General features: G+C 43.3%; 15 protein-coding genes. 13 read left to right on the top strand and 2 right to left on the bottom strand.

The genetic code is table 11. The features are described from left to right. Window positions 1–24: 24 nt before the first annotated feature. The 3 genes from ACH8E3_RS09935 to ACH8E3_RS09925 all read left to right on the top strand — a co-directional run bounded on the left by ACH8E3_RS09935 (window position 25) and on the right by ACH8E3_RS09925 (window position 2,920). The gene (locus ACH8E3_RS09935) at window positions 25–540 is read left to right on the top strand and encodes an A24 family peptidase (protein WP_458632475.1); all 516 of its coding nucleotides are present in this window, start codon (window positions 25–27) and stop codon (window positions 538–540) included. 15 nt (window positions 541–555) lie between these two features. After that, window positions 556–2,310, top strand: coding sequence for a DUF6382 domain-containing protein (locus tag ACH8E3_RS09930; protein ID WP_458632474.1), 1,755 nt, complete (start codon window positions 556–558; stop codon window positions 2,308–2,310). A gap of 94 nt (window positions 2,311–2,404) precedes the next feature. After that, complete coding sequence (locus ACH8E3_RS09925; RefSeq protein ID WP_458632473.1) at window positions 2,405–2,920, top strand: hypothetical protein; 516 nt, start codon at window positions 2,405–2,407, stop codon at window positions 2,918–2,920. Between the two features lie 13 nt (window positions 2,921–2,933). Here ACH8E3_RS09925 and ACH8E3_RS09920 read toward each other — a convergent pair whose 3' ends face one another. Together ACH8E3_RS09920 and ACH8E3_RS09915 are read right to left on the bottom strand one after the other, a co-directional pair. After that, complete coding sequence (locus ACH8E3_RS09920; RefSeq protein ID WP_458632494.1) at window positions 2,934–3,830, bottom strand: TIGR01777 family oxidoreductase; 897 nt, start codon at window positions 3,828–3,830, stop codon at window positions 2,934–2,936. 431 nt (window positions 3,831–4,261) lie between these two features. Next, window positions 4,262–4,732 carry a DUF2621 domain-containing protein gene (locus ACH8E3_RS09915; RefSeq protein ID WP_458632472.1) on the bottom strand — a complete coding sequence of 157 codons (471 nt, stop codon included), beginning with the start codon at window positions 4,730–4,732 and terminating at the stop codon, window positions 4,262–4,264. Between the two features lie 124 nt (window positions 4,733–4,856). Here ACH8E3_RS09915 and ACH8E3_RS09910 point away from each other — a divergent pair, with 124 nt between their 5' ends. From ACH8E3_RS09910 to ACH8E3_RS09865, 10 genes are all read left to right on the top strand, one after another. Continuing rightward, the gene (locus tag ACH8E3_RS09910) at window positions 4,857–5,984 is read left to right on the top strand and encodes a deoxyribonuclease IV (RefSeq protein WP_458632471.1); all 1,128 of its coding nucleotides are present in this window, start codon (window positions 4,857–4,859) and stop codon (window positions 5,982–5,984) included. Between the two features lie 42 nt (window positions 5,985–6,026). Continuing rightward, window positions 6,027–6,929 carry a formyltetrahydrofolate deformylase gene (gene purU, locus ACH8E3_RS09905; protein ID WP_458632470.1) on the top strand — a complete coding sequence of 301 codons (903 nt, stop codon included), beginning with the start codon at window positions 6,027–6,029 and terminating at the stop codon, window positions 6,927–6,929. Window positions 6,930–7,105: 176 nt separating this feature from the next. After that, window positions 7,106–9,472 carry a DUF7408 domain-containing protein gene (locus ACH8E3_RS09900; RefSeq protein WP_458632469.1) on the top strand — a complete coding sequence of 789 codons (2,367 nt, stop codon included), beginning with the start codon at window positions 7,106–7,108 and terminating at the stop codon, window positions 9,470–9,472. After that, complete coding sequence (locus ACH8E3_RS09895) at window positions 9,469–10,398, top strand: ABC transporter ATP-binding protein (protein WP_458632468.1); 930 nt, start codon at window positions 9,469–9,471, stop codon at window positions 10,396–10,398. Before ACH8E3_RS09900 ends, ACH8E3_RS09895 begins: the two co-directional genes overlap by 4 nt. Beyond that, window positions 10,395–11,327 carry an ABC transporter permease gene (locus ACH8E3_RS09890; protein WP_458632467.1) on the top strand — a complete coding sequence of 311 codons (933 nt, stop codon included), beginning with the start codon at window positions 10,395–10,397 and terminating at the stop codon, window positions 11,325–11,327. The genes ACH8E3_RS09895 and ACH8E3_RS09890 overlap by 4 nt, the downstream gene beginning before the upstream one ends. 39 nt (window positions 11,328–11,366) lie before the next feature. Beyond that, window positions 11,367–13,112: a phage tail tape measure protein gene (locus tag ACH8E3_RS09885; RefSeq protein WP_458632466.1), complete on the top strand. Its 1,746-nt coding sequence runs from the start codon at window positions 11,367–11,369 to the stop codon at window positions 13,110–13,112. A gap of 42 nt (window positions 13,113–13,154) precedes the next feature. Then, entirely contained in the window at window positions 13,155–14,144 is a 990-nt protein-coding gene (locus tag ACH8E3_RS09880; RefSeq protein WP_458632465.1) for an AAA family ATPase, read from the top strand. Next, window positions 14,141–15,079: a DUF58 domain-containing protein gene (locus ACH8E3_RS09875; RefSeq protein WP_458632464.1), complete on the top strand. Its 939-nt coding sequence runs from the start codon at window positions 14,141–14,143 to the stop codon at window positions 15,077–15,079. The genes ACH8E3_RS09880 and ACH8E3_RS09875 overlap by 4 nt, the downstream gene beginning before the upstream one ends. A 92-nt stretch (window positions 15,080–15,171) precedes the next feature. Next, window positions 15,172–17,169, top strand: a complete 1,998-nt coding sequence (locus ACH8E3_RS09870) for a vWA domain-containing protein (RefSeq protein WP_458632463.1) — start codon at window positions 15,172–15,174, stop codon at window positions 17,167–17,169. Further along, on the top strand, window positions 17,153–20,038 hold the full coding sequence (locus tag ACH8E3_RS09865; protein ID WP_458632462.1) for a VWA domain-containing protein: 2,886 nt from the start codon (window positions 17,153–17,155) through the stop codon (window positions 20,036–20,038). Before ACH8E3_RS09870 ends, ACH8E3_RS09865 begins: the two co-directional genes overlap by 17 nt. Window positions 20,039–20,100 lie beyond the last annotated feature (62 nt).

The following is a 20,100-nucleotide window of genomic DNA, read 5'->3' as shown; positions in this document are numbered from 1 at the left end:
GATCCTTAGAAAGGAGGAAGAAACATGGAGATGGCCTTCGCTGGTTGTGCACTCCTCGTAGTGACAGCGTTTATTACAGATATTCAATCGATGAAGATACCGAATAAACTTACGATTCCTGCTATTTTTTGTGGCATTACCTTTCATCTTATAGCTTCAGGTTGGAGTGGGGCATGGTTTGCCGGGAAAGGGGTAGCTGCAGGATTCAGTATCCTTTTTGTGATGTATTGGATGGGTGCTGTGGGAGCGGGAGATGTCAAATTATTTGGTGGCATTGGTGCATGGACAGGAGTATTGTTCACGATTCAGACGTTATTATATTCAATCTTATTTGCTGGTCTTATTGGGTTGATGATTCTATTGTGGCGAAGAGAGACATGTTCTCGTCTACGAGACGTCGTGCGTGGAATTGTAGGGTTTTTTATACTGAAGGATATGGCTATATTAACGAATTGGAGTAAAGAGCAGATACGATTTCCCTTCATGCTCGCTGTTGTACCGGGAATCATCTGTGCTTATATCTACGCTTTGCCATATTAGAAAGGGGTGAATTGGATGTTTGGATTCATACAGGACTTTATCCATAATGGTGGAAATTATATGATTCTGGATAAGCGGGAGGGGCTAACTTCAACTGAATTGCATAGAGTTCAGATTAGCATGATGACGGCGATGAAGATTCCACATCTTTTGCCTCTTCGCTTGAAAGAAATTAACTTCAAAGTGAGTCTTCAATATGACATTACAGATAAGAAGATGCTTACCCACCTACTCAAAAGTGAAAAGTTAACGATGGACCAATTCTATGCGCTGCTTCTGCAACTGGTGCATGCACTAGAAGAAAGTACTTCCTATATGCTAGATATGGATAAGTACATTATTCAGGAAGATTATATATTTGTTGAAGGTCCACTTCAGGACGGGAAATTATATGTAACGTATTGCCCTATTCAATCATTACCAAATGCTGAACCATTACAGTCATCTTTAAGTCAGTTCATTACAAAGCTAATGACATCGGTGTCTGAGTTACAAGGAAATGGCATTCAAAAGCTACTTCAATACATGAATGATGAGGGGTTTACACTATCGGGAATGAAAGGCTTACTTCTGGATTTGATAGCCAAGGTTAGTGAACATACACCATTAAAGGCTACGTATCCTAGCAGACCTTCATCTCATAGTCATCGATCACATACCAATTCAATACCTAATTCCAACTCGTTTCTAACTCAAACGTCGCTAACATCAACATCAACATCAACATCAACATCAACACCAATTCGCTCCGTAATGTCATATGTACCTGATGCAGTGCCCGCATTCGATCCTAAACGATCTTATGATCTCGATCTATCAATTGAAAAGGAAGATGAAGAATATGAGCCTGGGCCTTTAGCAACATATATATCATTGGGATGTCTCGTTGCTTGTGCTTTAGCATGGCGTTATCTCTATATGGCACATCCAGGGACAGGTATGCTCATCGTCAGTATACTCGTCACAGGGATACTTGGCGTTATCGCATGGATGGGTTGGATTGGAAAGATACGGATGCCCATAAAAGGGGAGGAATCATTTTCGCAATCCGATACTTCACTTAATTTAAGTGAATTTGAAGATGCTAGTTTGATCCGAAGAAAGGCTTCGACTCAAGTAGAAAAGATATCGGGTTTTTTCGGGCAATCATCAAAAGATAAGGTATTGGAGCCATCGCGCGAAAAATGGGTATTTCCAGATTCACGAAAGATGGAGTCTAAGGAAAGAGATCATGTACCGCAACAGGTGGTGGAGAACTTGCTTCGTGATAATGATAGTGAAGGAGATGGGGATCCCCAGACGGACTACTATGTCCAGTTAAGTCACCGAACAGAAATGTTATCCTCACCTCGTGTGAATGCAACGGTACTATTGCAACCTGAGAATCATACGAATCAAGACAATCATTCAAAGATTCGTCGTCCGGAGCCTTACTTGGAAAGAAGAGAAATAGAACAAGTAGCAAAGAATGAACTTGTACATAATTATTCTGCTCAAGGGAATCAAGGAATCGTTCGAATTGAGTTAAATGTTCCACACTTCATTATTGGAAGGACTGCGGAGGTTGCTCAGTTTGTTGAAGAGACACAAGGTACCTCAAGAGCCCATGTAGAAATCTCAAAAGGTAAAGATGGATGCGTGATTAAAGACCTTGGTTCCAAGAATGGTACCCTACTAAATAAAGAAATGATGGTTCCCTATAAAGAATATCCGCTCCATGATGGTGATATATTTACGATTGTTAAAGGTGAATATACATATCATGCGTGATATTAAATTATGATGAGTTACTTTATGACATCTTTATCATCATTCGGTAAAACCCTCCTATATAATAAAGATGAATAAAAAGGAGATAAACGATGTGAGAAAATTCATGATATTTATTTCAGTGGGAATCATCATGTTAGCTCTTGTAATATTTTCTGCATATAGTCAAATTCAACTTCATCAAGCACCTGTTGAATACAGCTATGATATAGAAACAGAAGATTTTTATATGAAAGATATTAATTTTGTCGCTTATCATGATTCTTTATATGTTGCTAGTAATTATTATTTGGAGATGATCGGAGAGAATAAACAGTTTGATGGGGTTAACTTTGGATGTACTGTTGACGGGGAATGGATCATGTCATTAGCTCAGTCCGATGATCCTTTTCAACTGCCTGATACTATGGAGGGGAGGAAGTACTACATAAATTACGGATTCCTATTAAAGGACATGAAGATTCGTAACCATGATGTTCTAGAATGGGTAATCAAATATCAAGTGAATGGAGAGCCAAAAGAAGTTCACGGCGAAATCCAAATGAAGGATGTCGTGAAGCCTTTTAGCTCAAATGGTAAAAGGATACCTATCCGATTTGAAGGGTTGTAGGATTTCAAAAGTATCACTTCAGCTCTTCAAGTGCGTCCTCGATGGTTGGATAAGTAAATTCAAATCCATGTTCAAGGGATTTAGTTGGAATAACACGCTGTCCTTCAAGCAGAATGAGAGATAGTTCCCCCACAACTGTCTTTAGTACAAAGCTGGGAATGGGGAACCAATAGGGCCGATGGTAGACACGCGCAAGGGTTCTTCCGAAATGGTCGTTCGTGATGGGTACGGGTGCTGCTGCATTCACAGGTCCATTCACTTCGGGATGTTGGATGCAGAAGTCAATTAATCTTACGATGTCCGTGAGATGAATCCATGACATCCACTGCTCACCGCTACCGATTCTTCCACCTATACCAAGTTTGAAAGGGAGTTTCATCATCGGCAAGGCCCCCCCATGGTTACCAAGAACCACACTTACCCGTAATTTCACTAATCGAACGCCTTCCATCTGGTCAGCCGCGTCTTCCCATTGTTGAACAACACCTGAAGGGAAATCCATGACTCGTGTAGGAGAATTTTCTTCGAATGTTCCATCCGTTGAAGTGCCGTAGATCGCAATAGCTGAGGCTTGAATGACGACAGCGGGTTTTGTCTTCAATTGAGAGATTAACGTACTAACTGCGGAGACGGTCTTTAATCGCGATTCGATGATCCGCTTCTTGGCGGCAGGAGTCCATCTTTGGCTAAGAGATGCTCCGGCTAAGTTAACAAGTGCATCCAAATTTTCTAGTAATTCGGGCTGGTGATCTGTCTGATCCCAAGTGATGTATTCGATTTGAGCGTGTGCAGTTGCATCTAATGCAGGCTTCTTTCGAGTGATGATAAGTAAGTGATGCCCCGCGTGTAACCAATATTCTTGTAATGCCGTTCCGATAAATCCCGTTCCCCCACAAATAGCAATCTTCATCATGAATAAGCGCCCCTTCCCTTATCTATAAATCAAATCACCAATAGTTGCAAAAAGGTCACCTACATTGAGCGAATTTCGTTCAGCGCTAATGATAAGTGACCAAAGTACATCTAATTCCTAGTTAATTCCTATTTTTCGCAATTCCCGCGATTTTAACTGTCGTATATGCAACTATTTCCCACAAACTCTACAAGACGGTCCAAGTAAGTGATGTTTATGCAACTAATCAGCTGCCTAGGGTTATTTCTCTAGGGTAGCTGTGTAGTCACAAAGTCGAATGCCTTAAATCCGGGTATCCGTGACATCAACCGAGGACTAACAAACACCATCAAGCCGTATATCCGTGACACCACCATCCGGCTAACACCATCAAGCTATGCTTATTCCCGAGGCATATCAATATACGATAACTTTTCTTTACTGTTTTATTATTTATTTAGCAGGTGTTTATAAGGCTCGTAATCAATCTGATTACTTTTCAAGAACTTCATTAAGAATTTATAATCACGTTTCGGTGTAGCAACGATATATCCTCGAATACAATGATCCCTTGTTACTTCGGTACCCTCACTTTCGATCGCAACTTTACCAATTTCGGCTGCAATGGAATGTTTCGCTATATCACGAAATGGCGTGGGAACAGGACTAACTAACATGTCTAAGAAGGCTTTGGATTCGTCGGTCCACATCGGACGACTTCGTTCTACCCAATAATTCTGCCAATCTAGCTTGGACTTGCCATCGGCCTTTGGAAGCACCTTAAGGAACTTACGGAACATGAAGAAGCCACCAATACACATCGCCCCCATCATAACAACGGTCCAAAAGGCAATAGAGTTCATAAACCATCGGTTAGGCGTACTACTTGATAATAAATGGACCACGAATGTCGTATGCATATAATTTCACCTCAATGATATTTATCACTAAATCAGTCATTACATCTAGATTATAGCGCATTTCTAGATTTTTTTCGCTATTCAAGTTAATATTAAAGGTATTCGTAATAAAGGGGGATTTATCATGTTGAAAATTGGATCTCATGTCTCTTTTTCGGACAAGGGCCTACTGAGTGCTGCAAGCGAGGCAAACAAGTATGGTTCCAGTTCTTTTATGATATATACAGGTGCACCGCAGAATACGCGTCGTAAGCCGATGGAATCGATGTTTCTTGAAGAAGGCAAAGAGCTAATGCACAAGAATGGTGTCGAAGAAATTGTTGTTCATGCACCTTATATCGTTAATCTAGGATCTTACAAAGACCCTATATTCGAGCTTGGTGTAAGTTTCCTTCAAGAAGAGATTCGTCGTACACATGCCATTGGTGTGAAGAATATTGTGCTACATCCCGGTGCATTTACCGACAAGGATGCTGACTTTGGTATTCAGCGTATTGCTGACGGATTAAATGAAGTGTTGGATGGTACAAGTGAGACAGATGTTAACATTGCGCTAGAGACCATGGCGGGCAAAGGGACAGAAATCGGACGTAGCTTCGAGGAGTTAGCCCGTATTATAGATAAAGTAAAACATAATGAACGCTTAACGATATGTGTGGATACTTGTCATATTCACGACGCTGGATACGATATTGTGAGTGATCTAGATGGTGTGCTCGAGGAATTCGATCGGATCATTGGCTTGTCCCGCATCGGAGTGATTCACTTAAATGATAGTAAGAATCCACGCGGCGCAAGCAAAGACCGTCATACGCCACTGGGAAGTGGATTCATAGGATTTGATACGATTCAGCGCGTTGTGAATCATGAGCGTTTACAGGGATTACCATTTATTCTGGAGACGCCTTGGATCGGTAAAGATGCCAAAACACAACGTCCTATGTATGAAATTGAGATTGCCATGTTAAGAGGTAATGTAGCAGAGCGATTTGGAGCTGACTTCATTAATCAGGTTGATGAACTACGTTCCTTTTTCCAAGAGAAGGAAGTGGATTCCCGTGATTTCGTTCTAGGGACTTGGAATTTGCTTAAGAATGATGCGAAGGCGAAGAAGGCAGATCCTCGTGAACCATTAGAACGATTGTATGATATGGTCTTGGAAGCTAATGTATTCCCGGATTTAAGTGAAGAGGCCGTAAACCATCGGATCGTAGCATGGTTAGCTGGGACAGATGTCGTAACCAATCGATAGGACTATAAAGAGTAATTAGGGAGAGCGAGGACTGTCAATAATATGGAAGTTCATATCAACAAAAGTTTATCCTTATCTGAAAATCCTTACAAAGAGCGTGCAAGAATGCTCATCTCATGTCCAGATGGACCTGGAATTGTGGCTGCCGTATCCTATTTCCTTCATCAGCATGGGGCAAATATCGTGCAATCGGATCAATACACAATGAACCCTGAAGGCGGTATGTTCTTCATGCGTATTGAATTTGATCTGCATGAACTAGAACAAAAGCTGCCTGTACTGGAAAATCAGTTCCAAGAAGTAGCTTCAAACTTCTTCATGACTTGGAAAATTCATAATGTGAATCGGAAGAAGAAGTTGGCTATCTTTGTATCGAAGGAAGACCATTGTTTAGTTGAACTACTATGGCAATGGCAAGCTGGAGATCTTGATGGAGAAATTGCAATGGTCGTGAGTAATCATCCTGATATGAAGGAGTATGTAGAATCTTTCGATATTCCATTTCATTATATTCCAGTCACGGCAGATACGAAGAAAGAAGCTGAACAACGACAACTTGAAGTGATCGGCGATGATATTGATGTTATTATTCTAGCTCGATATATGCAGATTATTTCACCTACATTTATTCAACGCTACTGCAATCGGATCATTAATATTCATCATTCTTTCTTGCCTGCTTTCGTTGGCGGAAAGCCTTATGCGCAAGCTTATGAGCGAGGTGTGAAGATCATTGGAGCAACTGCGCATTATGTAACGGAAGAACTTGATGGCGGACCTATTATCGAACAGGATGTCCAGCGCGTAAGTCATCGAGATGATGTCCGAGAATTGAAAAGGATTGGTCGGACGATTGAGCGTGTCGTTCTAGCGAGAGCTGTGAAATGGCATATAGAAGATCGTATCTTAGTTCATGGGAATAAGACCGTCGTCTTTGGTCTATAAAGAGAATAGTTGTTTTAACATAGAAATCCCGCTCAATGGAGCGGGATTTCTATGTTAAAATGCATACATGATGATTAAGGGTTTACCTATACGTCTTAATATGTGGGTGAATTGCAAACTTATAGCTCATTCATTACGTCAATAGAATAGATGTACGGAGAGGGGAAGTTAAGATCTTGGTTAATCATAATATTAATGGTAGTAAGTTGATCTTACCTGTACTGGCGCTAGCCATGCTACTTCAAGGTTGGTTTATACCCCACGATGTGTATGCGGCTGGGCCATCCATCACGATAAAGACGGAAATTGGTTACAACGGAAAAGTGAAGAATGAATTGTGGAATCCAGTCACAATCACGTTGACGAGTGATACTGATATTTCAGGGGATATTGTTCTTCTTGACGAGGATCGTGCTTCAGGATCTGCATCCTACGTACAACATGTTGAGTTACCAGGGAATACAACGAAAGAGATAGTTATGGGTGTCCCAGGACGGATATATAACAAGAGTAACAATCAAATTAAATTCTACGCAGATTCATTCCGAAAAGGAAAGCATATTCCGTTCACATCTGGTAAGTCATATTTAGAAGGACTGCCCGTAGATGGTGCAAATATTGGTGTATTATCGGATGATCCAGATACGATGAATTTCATGAATGTTCTTCGTGGTAACGGGTACGACCTCAATATCATTTCAATGAGTCCAGCGAGAATACCAGAAGATGCAATGTTGCTGGACAGTGTAGATGTATTGGTTATTAATAGATTCTCATCCGACACGCTGAGTAAATCACAGATCAATGGCATTTCGGGCTGGGTGAAGTCTGGAGGTACGCTAATTCTTGCTGGTGGAGCTGGGTATCCGAAGTCAGCGGCAGCATTTGCGGAGTTGTCACCGGTTGAATATAAGGGGACATTTGCCGTATCAGAATTGCCTGAACTAGCTGCCTTGGGGGCGCAATCGCTTCAACTTGATGGTAAATTTACGTTATCAAACGCAGAACCTTTAAAGGATAGTCAAGTCCTCTATACAGCAGAGAATAGACCGCTATTCGCCATGCGCCCTGTAGAGCAAGGCAAAGTGCTATATGCCGCTTATGATCTTTCCATGCCACCGATCGCCTCATGGAGTGGACATCCTAAGGTGTGGTCTCATTTGTTGAGAGAGGAACTTCCTTTAATCAATCAAAATGCACCGATGATAAGAGACAACAACTTAAATAATTTGAGCTCCATTCTAAATTATTTCCCTTCACTCAGAATGCCTAGCTTCATGGCATTAGTCTGGATGTTGTTGATCTATATTGTTGTAGTGGCACCCTTATTATATTTGATATTGCGGAAGGTTGATAAGAGAGAATGGGCATGGTGGATGATACCTCTAATTGCACTCATGGCAAGCGCTACGGTGTACACCGTAGGTTCAGGGGATAAGACCAAGGAGTTAGCACATACGATAAATATCTTGGAATTAGATGGACGAGGTAGCAGTGGTATGACAAGTGCCACGGCGTTCTTCACACCAAAGAGTGGAGATTATACATTAGAATTCCCTAAGGACACACATATAAGATTGCAACGTGATAATAATGGATTCGGGAATGGGAATGCTGATAACAATTTCATAGAAGTAGGTAGTAAAGTAACGACGGTCGATCTTTTGAATATGCCACAGTGGTCACTTGCTAAATTCGGAGTAGAACGAACTGGTAATCGAACGGATGGACAATTGGACGTCAACATACATCTGAATGTACATGGCAATATTGAAGGACAGATTAAGAATGCAACGACAAGTGATTTAACTAACGTTGTCCTTGTTATTGGAGGGGAACTGTATAAATTAGGGGATCTAGCTAAGAATGAAGAGATTCAACAGATCTCAACGATAAAAGGTCAGAGCATAGGCATGTCAAGTTGGGATCTAGGATCGTTATTATTCCCATATGCGAATAACAATGACCCATTTAATCGGGAACGTGAGATCTTAATGAATTACGTACCCAACACTTCGTGGTATCAACAAGGTTCCTTTATTATGGCATGGAGTGATGAACAATTATTGAACTATACACATGAAGGCAAAGCGATCTCAAGTAATCAATTAAATCTTTGGGCACAGCGTGTTCATCTGAATCTAGTTCAGAATGATGTGATTAATATCCCGTTTGGTTATGTCATCCCTGATATTTCTCAAGTGAACGCAGGTAATTGGGGCGTTGAGATGGATGGTCTAATCCATATGTCACAAGGAACGGCTACATTTGAATATGACATTCCACAGGTAGAAGGCAATACCATATATGAAGAAATAACGTTACTTGCAACGAGAATCGATCAGAATACGGAATTCAAAATATGGAATGAACACAAGTTAGCATGGGAAGTTATCACCTGGAAGAGTAATGAGTTCATCATCCCCGCCAATGTAGAACATTATCTCATGAATGGAAAGATGCTAAGAATGGCGGTAACTACAAAGAGCGACACGGTATTCTCGATGCCGGATATAAGACTGAAAGGTAGGGTGAAACCATGATTGAAATCTCACATCTGAGCAAACGATATGGTCAATTCGATGCCTTGAAAGATATCAATCTCACCATACCAAAGGGAACTGTGTTTGGTTTCGTAGGTCCAAATGGTGCGGGTAAATCAACAACGATGTCGATATTAGCCACATTGGTGTTACCTACCTCAGGTACAGCGAAGGTAGATGGCTATGAAGTGACGGAACATCCGAAGGAAGTCAGGAAGAAAATTGGATATATGCCTGACTTCTTCGGGGTGTACGATCAACTGAAGACAACAGAATATCTACATTTCTATGGAGCAAGTTATCATATTCCACGCAACGAACGAGAGAAGCTTATTCCTCAATTACTAGACTTGGTGAACTTAACGGATAAAGCGGATAGTTATGTGGATAGCCTTTCTAGAGGAATGAAACAAAGGCTTTGTCTAGCTCGATGCCTTGTGCATGATCCTGAAGTGTTGATACTGGATGAACCGGCTTCTGGGCTTGATCCACGTGCACGTATTGAGATGAGAGAAATATTGAAAGAACTGAAGTTAATGGGGAAAACAATTATTATCTCATCGCATATTTTACCTGAACTAGCTGAAATGGTAGATGAAATCGGTGTTATTGAGCATGGTGTAATGATTGCGCAAGGTAAAGTTGCAGATATTCAGACCCGTTTGCGTGTGAAGAAAATATTGCATATTCGCACATTAGAAAGAGAAGAAGAACTTGCAGAGAAACTTCGTGATGAACCTTTCATAAGTGGCGTGCTTAGTGACCAAACAGGCGTTCATGTTCATTTCAATGGCGGGGAAGTAGAACAAGCTCAGCTACTTCAGCAAATGATCTCTTGGGGATTCTTAGTTCTATCTTTTCATGAAGCTCAGTCTAACTTGGAAGATGTATTCTTAGAGATTACCAAAGGGGGGCTAGGACAATGAACTGGAGTAGGAAATGGATAAATCCTGTACTTGATAAGGAATTTAGACTTCGAATGCGTTCACCTCGTGCGGTGGTATCTGTGATGCTGTACATTCTAGTGTTGGGTTTCATAGCTATGGGATTTATGTATACAACGATGTACTTAAATAGTAATGGTGGTACGCAACAATTCAATTCGGGTATGAGTCAGATGATGTTCTATGTCCTGAGTTTTACGCAATTGTTGATGATTGCATTTATGGCACCTGCGCTGACTGCAGGAGTAATTAGTAGTGAACGTGAGAAGCAAACACTAAGTATGCTGCTTACGACGCAACAGAGTTCAACGACAATTATTCTTAGTAAGTTACTATCCTCTCTTAGCTTTATGGCTTTGATTGTGATCTCAACTTTACCAGTGTATAGTATTGTCTTCTTGTTTGGGGGGATCTCACCCAAACAGCTTATCGTGTTATTCTTCTTTTTTCTATTCGTAATGTTGTTGTTGGGTTCGCTTGGGATCATGTTCTCAACACTATTTAAGCGGACGATGGTTTCGATTATTGTAACCTACAGCGTAGGTATCTTTATCTTCCTAATTACGGGGTTGCTATATCTGTTTTTGATGAGTTTTTGGCGAGGGAATTACTTCGGAGGTGGCACGGGAGCAACCTACTCTTGGATTGGGTTCATATTAGGATTGAATCCTGCAGCAGCCATGATGAGTATCTTTCAGCCAGATTTCTCCGAGTCTGTATTCTTTGTACAAGGTTCATCCATGAATACGAATGCTCCAATTCAACTGTGGGTTGAATTCGTTCTTGTCTATACCGTTGTTATTATCGGCTCGTTATTGATTAGTATTCGTTCCATTCGACCTGTTCGTAGACGGAAAAAACATAAGCCACAAATGAATCGACCGGAGGCAAATGATCAATTGGTTAACTAAACACGATGATCATGTTGACTAGGCAATGAGGTGAGGATCATGGATCAGAAGAACCCAGTAGATCATATGGAGATAATTCAACATTCCGTTGCTATGACACGTAGAAGGTTACAGTTATTTCGCATGCTGATCTACGGAAGTTACGGTTGTATTGGCGGATTAGTGCTATCTCTAGTCTTGTTAGGGATAGCTAGAATATGGCCTATAGCAAATGTTCGAGTTTTGGCTATAGGCTTATGGACTGTATGTGTCATCATAGCCACTATATACGGCTCTATTCGTCGAATTCATCTAACTTATGCAGCAAAGGTTATGGACGAATTAACACATGAGAATGAACGAAGTGACATGATGGTCACGGCATTATCTTTTCACAATATAGAGAGCGTAGCAGTTCATTGGCAAAGGGAACAAGCCGCTCAATATGGACAGCAGTTTACTTCCGATAGGAAGAAAAGACTTCCTCTTCCAAGAAGGCGTAAGCTTTGGATCATCTGTGGTTCTTTGGTTGTCATGGTGTTGATCTTGTCCATCCTTCCGAATCCCCAAGAAAGAATCATTGCCGAAGCTAAACAACAAGAAGAGTGGATAAATAACCAAGAGAAACAGGTAAATGAGTTAGCCAAGAAGCTACAATTGACGAAACTTAACCCTACAATCAAACAACCTCTTGAAGAGCAATTAGAGACATTAGAGCATGATTTGAAAGAACAGAAAGATCCAGCAAAGGTACTTGACCAATTAGAGAAAACAATGAAAGCTATTGCACAATTAGCTAAGAAAGAGGAATTGAAGGAGAAGTCATTGATGGAGATGGCAGAACAAATTAAGCGCGTATCTCCATTAACCTCACTTGCTAAGAGTCTACAGAATCATAGTAAGGATCAACTGAAGAAAGCAACAAGTGATCTAAAGAATGAAATGCGTAAGCTATCTTTGGAAGAAAAAGAAAAGATACGGGAAGCTCTAAATAAACTTACGAATGAAATGCCTGCGAATTCGGACAATCAACAGGTTAAGGATTCGTTGAAGCAATTGGAACAAGCATTGGAGAAAGGCAGTTCAACGGAGCAAGACCAAGCATTACAACAGCTAGAATTAGCGTTATCTGATGCCATAGAGGCTAAGATGCAAGCCATGGAACAAGTTGAAGGAGCGTCTGCCCTTAATGCTGCATTAGCACAGCAAGGATTGGGTCTTGCGGAACAAATGGCTACCGCCGGTCTTACGCATTCCGACACATGGAGTCGTGGAGGAAATGCAGAGCAGTTAGCACAAGCTGGCAAATCAGCAGGAGGTAGTTCCAGTCAAGGAGAGCCAAGCAAAGGACCGGGTACAGGGTCAGGACAGGGCAGTTCTTCCGGGTCAGGCGAAGGGCAAGGGAATGGCAGCGGTTCTGGTCAAGGAAATGGCAACGGCTTAGGATCAGACAACGGTAATGGTTCAGAATCAGGTTCGGGTTCGGGATCAGGTGGTAATGGCAGTCAAGGAGCGGGAATTGGCTCGGGGTCTGGTTCTGGTGTAGGTAGTCGGGATTTAGTGACTACACCCCGTTCTATGGCCGGAAAAGATGGACTGCAAACCGATGGTGGATCTATTCAAGGTGGAGGCGGGGATATTCAAAAAGGCGGTACATCACCTATGATGGATGGTGCTAGTCGTCCTTATGAAGAAGTGTATGAGGACTATGCCGCTGAAGCTAAGAAGACGCTGAATAGAAGCCAACTTCCACGGAAAATGCAGGGATTGGTGGAGAGTTATTTCACAGCCATTCATCCAAACTGATAATGTGGTTTCGTACGTATACAAGTTGTCAGGAGGAAAAATATGACTAGTAGTAATATACAGCCCTTAGTGTGGAAGGATACCATCTCTCGTGTGCGTGAGCAGATTGGAGAAGTGATTGTTGGTCAACATGAGGTGGTTGAACAGTTATTATGGTGTATATTTTCGGGTGGTCATGCCCTATTAGAAGGGATACCTGGATTGGGTAAAACAATGCTCGTCCGAACGATAGCCTACAGCTTAGACTTATCTTTCTCACGAATCCAATTCACACCTGATTTAATGCCAAGTGATATTACGGGTACACAAATTCTATCGTTTGGGAATCAAGGTGTGACGGGTATGACTTTTCAAAGTGGACCTATCTTTAGTAGCATCGTCCTGGCAGATGAGATTAACCGCGCTACACCTAAGACGCAAAGTGCCTTGCTAGAAGCCATGCAAGAGCACACGGTTACGATTGGCAATGAGACACATGTATTGCCACAACCCTTCTTCGTATTGGCAACGCAGAATCCTTTGGAGAATGAAGGAACCTATCCTTTGCCTGAGGCACAGCTGGATCGCTTTCAATTGAAGATTCTGGTCCCTTATCCCAATGCAGATGAACTGAAGGAAATTGTACGCAGAACGACGTCTTCTCTTCAAGCAACGGTGACCACACAGGCAAATGCAACAGAGCTTATCGAGATTCAGCGAGGAGCGCGAGAAGTCCTAGTTGCGGAGGAAGTGCTTGATTATGCGGTTAGATTGATGATGATGACACATCCAGAAGAAAGTTCCGCACCGCAGGGTGTTCGTAAGAATGTGAGGTTCGGTTCTGGACCACGAGGAATCCAGTCGATCATCTCCACAGGGAAGATCAGGGCGATATGCCATGGAAGAATGCATCTCTCGATCGGAGATATTCATGCGGTAGCTATCCCGGCGTTAAGACATCGGATCTTTTTGAATTTCGAAGGACAAGCAAGAGGAATCACGACAGATCAGATCATTCAAGAAATCATGGATACTCTTGGAGCAATAACATGAACGAGCCATATTTACTTCCGACCGAGTGGCTTCCTCGATTAGAAAGATTGAGTTTGGGTGCGGGTAGAAGAGTGGCAGGTATACTTCAAGGTAAACGTCGTTCACATCGGTTAGGTTCATCGCTTGAATTCGCTGATTACCGTCGATACACACCTGGAGATGATATTCGGCGGTTCGATTGGGGTGTATATTCTCGTACAGGTAAGCCGTTCATTCGCCAGTTCCTGGATGAACAGGAATTGATGGTCAGTATATATGTAGATTGTTCCAAGTCCATGGACTTCGGACAACGCACAGGTAAGGGGAGTTCCGATGGGAATCAGGTTGTTCCCAGTAAATTACAGTATGCGAAGCAGTTAGCAGCAAGTGTAGGTTATATTGCTTTGTGCTCTTATGAGCGGCTACAAGTTGCTTGTTATAGTGGCTCAATGGATTCGCGTCTTCCTATCGTAAGAGGACGTGGTGCAGCACATCGTTTATTTCAATTTCTCGAAAATGCATCCGTCGGGGAAGTAGGTAGCTTGACTGCATCCTTTGGTGAACCAGGTGCGGTTCCTAGACTCCCGGGCATGACTTGGATATTCTCTGATTTCTGGCATCAGGATGAAGAAGAGGAGATTGGAACCGTATTGTCTCGCCTTATGGCTGCTGGGCAAGAGGTTGTCCTAGTTCATATTGTGTCGCAGGAAGAAATGAATCCTTCGTTCAGTGGAGACCTAAAGCTTGTAGATAGCGAGCTGGGTACAGGCACGGATGTGGCGATCACAGGTAAAATATTGAGACAATATGTAGCGGAATGGGATAAATATTATACCCATTTATCCAGTTATGCTGCAGATCGTGGCATATCGCATGTGCTTATTCCGAATGACACGCCTTTAGAAGAAGCTGTATTTAGAATATTAGCGGAGTCTAGATTAGTCGTGACTTCGTAAAACTCAGTAACGCTTACGATGTCATGCTACGCAAAACTCAGTAACGCTTACGATGTAAGTTTTGCTTCGCAAAACTTTTAGGAGGTGCTCAAATGGGGATCGGGTCATGGTATGGGATGGTATTCGGCTTAAGCCTACCAGCTATAATTCTGATGTATTTGTTAAAACGCAAATTTATAAATACGTTGGTACCGAGTCATCTTCTATGGCAACGAGTCCTTCGGAATGTTGAGGCGAATCGACCTTGGCAGAAATTACAGAATCGATTATTGCTCTGGTTGCAGCTCATTGTTGCGGCTTTACTTGTGTTTTCCTTGATGCAGCCGTATTGGTGGGTATCTGATCAAGCCAAAGATCATATGGTTATGGTGGCGGATACTTCGGGAAGTATGAGTGCCAAGATAGCGGAACCTAATAGGGAAGGTGAATCTATTAATCAACAGGGTATTCGACTGGATCTACTGAAATCGCAGATGAAGGATTATTTGAAAGAGCATGCCAAGTCGAGTGAAATCACACTGCTAAGTCTGGACTTAGAGCCTCAGATTGTTGTATCTCGAGAGAAGAGTCATGCGCGTGTTGAGGAAGCCATCGATAGTCTGCAACCGTATTATGGTAAAGCATCTTATAAGGAGACACTGTCGCTGGCCACAGCCTTAACAAGGGATGGACAAGATGCGGAAGTGGTTGTGTTTACAGATGGTCAGTGGAAAGGTAACGCAGAAGGCATTTCTTTTCAAGTGCCTAGTAAGGTTATGATGATCGATACACAGACATTAAGGAATATAGCGATCAAGCAATTCGGCATACAGCAACAATCTACGGGTAATACGGCTGTAGTTGTATTGCAAAGTTCGGTAGGAGAGACCAGACCGACTGACTACAGTCTATATGGTGACGATGAATTGTTATTGACACAGACCGCAGAATGGTCCGGCACAAAAACAATGACATTTCGATTAGAAAATGTACAAGATGCGCAGGTGTATCGTTTGGAATTACAAGATGCAGATGCATATGAAGCGGATAATGTCTCATATGCATTCAATCATAAAAGTTCAACCCCTCGGATATTGTTATTATCCTCAGGCAATTTGTTCTTAGAGAAAGCGATTCAGTTAACTGGGGCGGAGATGACGAAGATGATTATTTCAACCACAGGAACGGATGCAAATGAACAGGAAGATGGAGGAATAGGCATGTCATCACCCCCTATTCCAAAGGAAGTGCCTGATCTCATTGTAGTTGATGGGGAAATGCCAGAATTTCTACATAACGATGAATGGGCACAGATGCTAAAGAAGACAGCGTTGTGGACGATAGGTGGTACTGGGAAAGCAGTCAAGGCGGGTGGGGAAAGAGTCAAGTTGAAGAATCATGCGTTGACCGAATACCTCACATTGTCAGGTATCTATTTCGGAACAGTTCTAGATAGGAATGATCTGGATTGGGGCGAAGCCATTGTGGAGATTGGGAATAAACCAGCTATTTATGCAGGTGAAAAAGATGGACATCCGAGGTTATCCTATCTTTTTAGGCTAGAAGATAGCGATCTTCCGTTGTCTGCAGAATTCCCAATCATGGTGAATCATGCCGTCTCGTGGTTAACCAGTGAAAGTGGTTACGGTCTAGGTAGAGTGATTGCTGGCAATAGCATAGATGTGCCACTTATGTCCGATGTCACTAAGGCACAGTGGGTTGCTCAAGGTGGGCTTGCCTTATCCAACAAAGTAGATGCGATAGACGCAGATCAAGGTTCAAGTGGATACACTACGGCACAGAAGACACCAAGCGTTCCTGGATTGTATGCTTTTGAACAACAGGATACTAAGGGGGATACATCACGTTATTGGGTGGATGTCACAGCGGATCCTTTTGAAGGAGCGCTAGGGGAAAAGGTAGCCTTATCATTGGCGAAGGAGATAGCTGCTCCGAACGTTGAAGTAGGGGATACAGAACAGAATAATAGTGCGAGTGTCAAGACAGATGAAGGGCTGATTCCCATGTCACTGATATGGTTGATTGCGGGACTAGCGTTAGTTCTGATTCTGTTGGAATGGGGGGTGTACCAGCGTGGGCATTCAATTTAGTCATCCTTGGCTGTTATTATTACTTATTCCATTCACTGTGGTTATGATCTATGCCTATCGATCGGACTATCGCTTAACACGTTCACGCAAGAGATGGGCGATAGGTATTCGGTCAGTGATCTTATTATTGCTTGTTCTGATTCTATCAGGAATTCAGACGTATACTGTTCTATATCAGAAAGAAGTCGTCTACGTCGTTGACCGTTCTTTCAGCATGCCTGATGGGGAGGAATTACAACATTGGATGGAGCAATCTTCTACATATAAAGAACAACAAGATCTTGTATCCATTGTATCTTCAGGACTGGGAGCCGCTGTAGAGCGGAAACTGTCAAGTTCACAGATGGATGGGGTACATCTGAATGCATCGCTTAACCGAGAATTCAGTCATTTAGAAGCGGGGATGCAGCTCGGTAGCGGTATGCTAAGTAACAAGAGTGATTCACGATTGGTGATGATCACCGATGGTGAAGAGAATGTGGGCAGCATGCTCTCGGCCGGAAGGTTGTTACAAGACCGAGGTATTGTTGTAGATATATTGGAGTCACCCCAACCACAGATGAACGATGTAGCTGTAGAAGAGCTTAACATCCCTGATAGGCTGTACCAAGCGGAAGCCTTTTATTTCGAAGTGATGCTACGAAGTACATATGAGTCGACGGGAGAACTGCGTCTGTATGAAGATAATCGTGAGATTGGAAGACAACAGGTAGAGGTAACGCCTGGCGATAATCGTTATGCAATGAAAGGATTAGCCCAGACAACGGGGCTTCATCGTTATCGTGCTGAAATCTTCATTGATGGAGATGAGCAATCCGCGAATAATGTAGGGTATTCTTTTACCCGCGTGGAAGGTCCGCCTAAAGTACTTGTTGTAGAAGGGGATGCGGGAACTTCTGGTAATATCACTGCTGCTTTAACAGCTTCTCTTATTCGGTATGATCTCATTGCTCCGGAAGTGTTACCCTCCGAGCTAGCGAAATATGGCGCGTACGATAGCATTGTGTTCAATAATGTATCAGGGAATCAAGTCGGTGGTAAGCAGATGGAACTTATCGAACAAGCGGTTAGAAGCTACGGCATTGGATTCATGATGGCAGGGGGAGAGAATAGCTTCGGCATGGGTGGTTACTTCAAGACACCGATTGAGAAGTTACTTCCCGTGTCGATGGATCTGGAAGGCAAAAGGGAAATTCCCTCTATGGCATTGATTCTAGTGATTGATCGTTCCGGTAGTATGGGTGGTGATAAAATAGAGCTTGCGAAGGAAGCAGCCATAAGAACGGTCGAGTTATTACGTCCCAAGGATACCGTTGGTGTTGTGGCTTTTGATAGTCAACCATGGTGGGTGGTTACACCTACGAAGATGACGAACAAGGATGAGATTCTTGGCCAGATTCAATCGATTCAGCCACAGGGTGGGACTGAGATCTATCCTGCCGTTAGAGAAGCTGTGCAACAATTACTGCAGATTGAAGCACAAAGGAAGCATATTATTCTTCTGACGGATGGACAATCAGAAGGTAATACAGGGTACGATGGATTGATTCAGCAAATGACAGGTGATCATATGACGCTTTCATCTGTCGCTGTGGGCGCGGACTCAGATACCGTGTTGCTACAAACATTAGCCGAAGCTGCCAAAGGAAGATATTATTTCGTGCAAGATGCAACCACGATCCCTGCGATCTTCAGTCGGGAAGCGGTCATAATGGCTCAATCTTATATTGTAGATAAACCATTCACCCCAGCGATGCAGGATGCAGGGGATTGGCAATCGCTATTTGAAGCGGGTGCACCTAATCTGAATGGTTATGTGGCTACCACGGCTAAATCGACAGCGCAAACGGTCCTTGTTAGCCCAGAACCTGATCCAATACTTGCTAGATGGCAGTATGGATCTGGTAGAAGTGTGGCATGGACCAGTGATGTGACGGGGAAATGGTCTAAGGATTGGGTCTCTTGGTCGGCATTCCCTAATATTCTGACGCAGATGATCAAGTGGACTTTCCCACAATTCATAGCTTCACCCTACGATATCAAGACAGAGGTCAGTGGGAACCAAGTTCAGTTGCAAGTCATGGCAACGGAGGATGAATCTCCACCTGATGAAATATTAGCTATCGTAACAGGCGAGGATTTGAAGGAGCAGGAAGTGAAGCTATATCAAGAATCACCTGGTCAATATACCGGTGAGTTGATGGTTAATCAACCCGGTGCATTTATGTTGTCTCTCGTAGATCATCATGGGGATGATCATAAGATGATTGCACCTGGGACGGGATTTGTCGTGCCGTATTCTCCTGAATATCGCATAGGGAATGGACGTGCGAATCAGATGCTTCGTCAACTAGCTGAACTTACAGGTGGACGAATGTTATCATGGGATCAGCCGGAACAGCTCTTCGCCCCAAAGGCCAGACCTAGCCGTATGCTCCATGACATTAGCTATGTTCTGCTTGTAGCAGCGCTATTGCTCTGGACCGTAGACATCGCAGTGCGCCGATTGGCGCTCCCGTGGGCTGCGATGGGTGAGCGGATCGCCGCCATGTTACGGCGGCGACCTGCCCCCGCCGGCGAGGCTTCGCCCGATGCCGGCGTCACCCGGCTTGCGGCGCGCAAGGAACGCGCCGCAGCCTTTTACCGCAGCGGTGGGGCGAAGCCACCGCTGGGAGCACCGCCCACGGAGCGTGGCGGTGCAGAAGTGCCTTCGGCGGCGAGTGTTCCGCCGCCGTCGGTAGAGCAGGCTCGGCAGCCGAAGGCCGAGCCGAGCAAGGAAGCGGCGGCGGCCAATGCGCCACCGCAGGATCAGGCGCGGTCCACGTCGATGGACCGCCTGCTCGCCGCGAAGAAGCGCAATTCGCGCTAAGTTGGCATAGATTCTCACATATTATTGCTAAGATAAGGTAACATATAGAATAGGTTCATCGA

This window comes from Paenibacillus sp. CMAA1364 (genome assembly GCF_054373195.1).
Note: the sequence above shows the minus strand (reverse complement) of the source record. Positions and strands in the feature narration are given on the sequence as shown.

What these genes read in the sequence shown, in the direction of transcription:
- ACH8E3_RS09880 (WP_458632465.1), top strand. Translation starts at nt 13,155, where the DNA reads ATGACTAGTAGTAATATACAGCCCTTAGTGTGGAAGGATACCATCTCT.
- ACH8E3_RS09895 (WP_458632468.1), top strand. Translation starts at nt 9,469, where the DNA reads ATGATTGAAATCTCACATCTGAGCAAACGATATGGTCAATTCGATGCC.
- ACH8E3_RS09910 (WP_458632471.1), top strand. Translation starts at nt 4,857, where the DNA reads ATGTTGAAAATTGGATCTCATGTCTCTTTTTCGGACAAGGGCCTACTG.
- ACH8E3_RS09890 (WP_458632467.1), top strand. Translation starts at nt 10,395, where the DNA reads ATGAACTGGAGTAGGAAATGGATAAATCCTGTACTTGATAAGGAATTT.
- ACH8E3_RS09930 (WP_458632474.1), top strand. Translation starts at nt 556, where the DNA reads ATGTTTGGATTCATACAGGACTTTATCCATAATGGTGGAAATTATATG.
- ACH8E3_RS09885 (WP_458632466.1), top strand. Translation starts at nt 11,367, where the DNA reads ATGGATCAGAAGAACCCAGTAGATCATATGGAGATAATTCAACATTCC.
- purU (WP_458632470.1), top strand. Translation starts at nt 6,027, where the DNA reads ATGGAAGTTCATATCAACAAAAGTTTATCCTTATCTGAAAATCCTTAC.
- ACH8E3_RS09915 (WP_458632472.1), bottom strand. Translation starts at nt 4,732, where the DNA reads ATGCATACGACATTCGTGGTCCATTTATTATCAAGTAGTACGCCTAAC.
- ACH8E3_RS09875 (WP_458632464.1), top strand. Translation starts at nt 14,141, where the DNA reads ATGAACGAGCCATATTTACTTCCGACCGAGTGGCTTCCTCGATTAGAA.
- ACH8E3_RS09870 (WP_458632463.1), top strand. Translation starts at nt 15,172, where the DNA reads ATGGGGATCGGGTCATGGTATGGGATGGTATTCGGCTTAAGCCTACCA.
- ACH8E3_RS09935 (WP_458632475.1), top strand. Translation starts at nt 25, where the DNA reads ATGGAGATGGCCTTCGCTGGTTGTGCACTCCTCGTAGTGACAGCGTTT.
- ACH8E3_RS09920 (WP_458632494.1), bottom strand. Translation starts at nt 3,830, where the DNA reads ATGAAGATTGCTATTTGTGGGGGAACGGGATTTATCGGAACGGCATTA.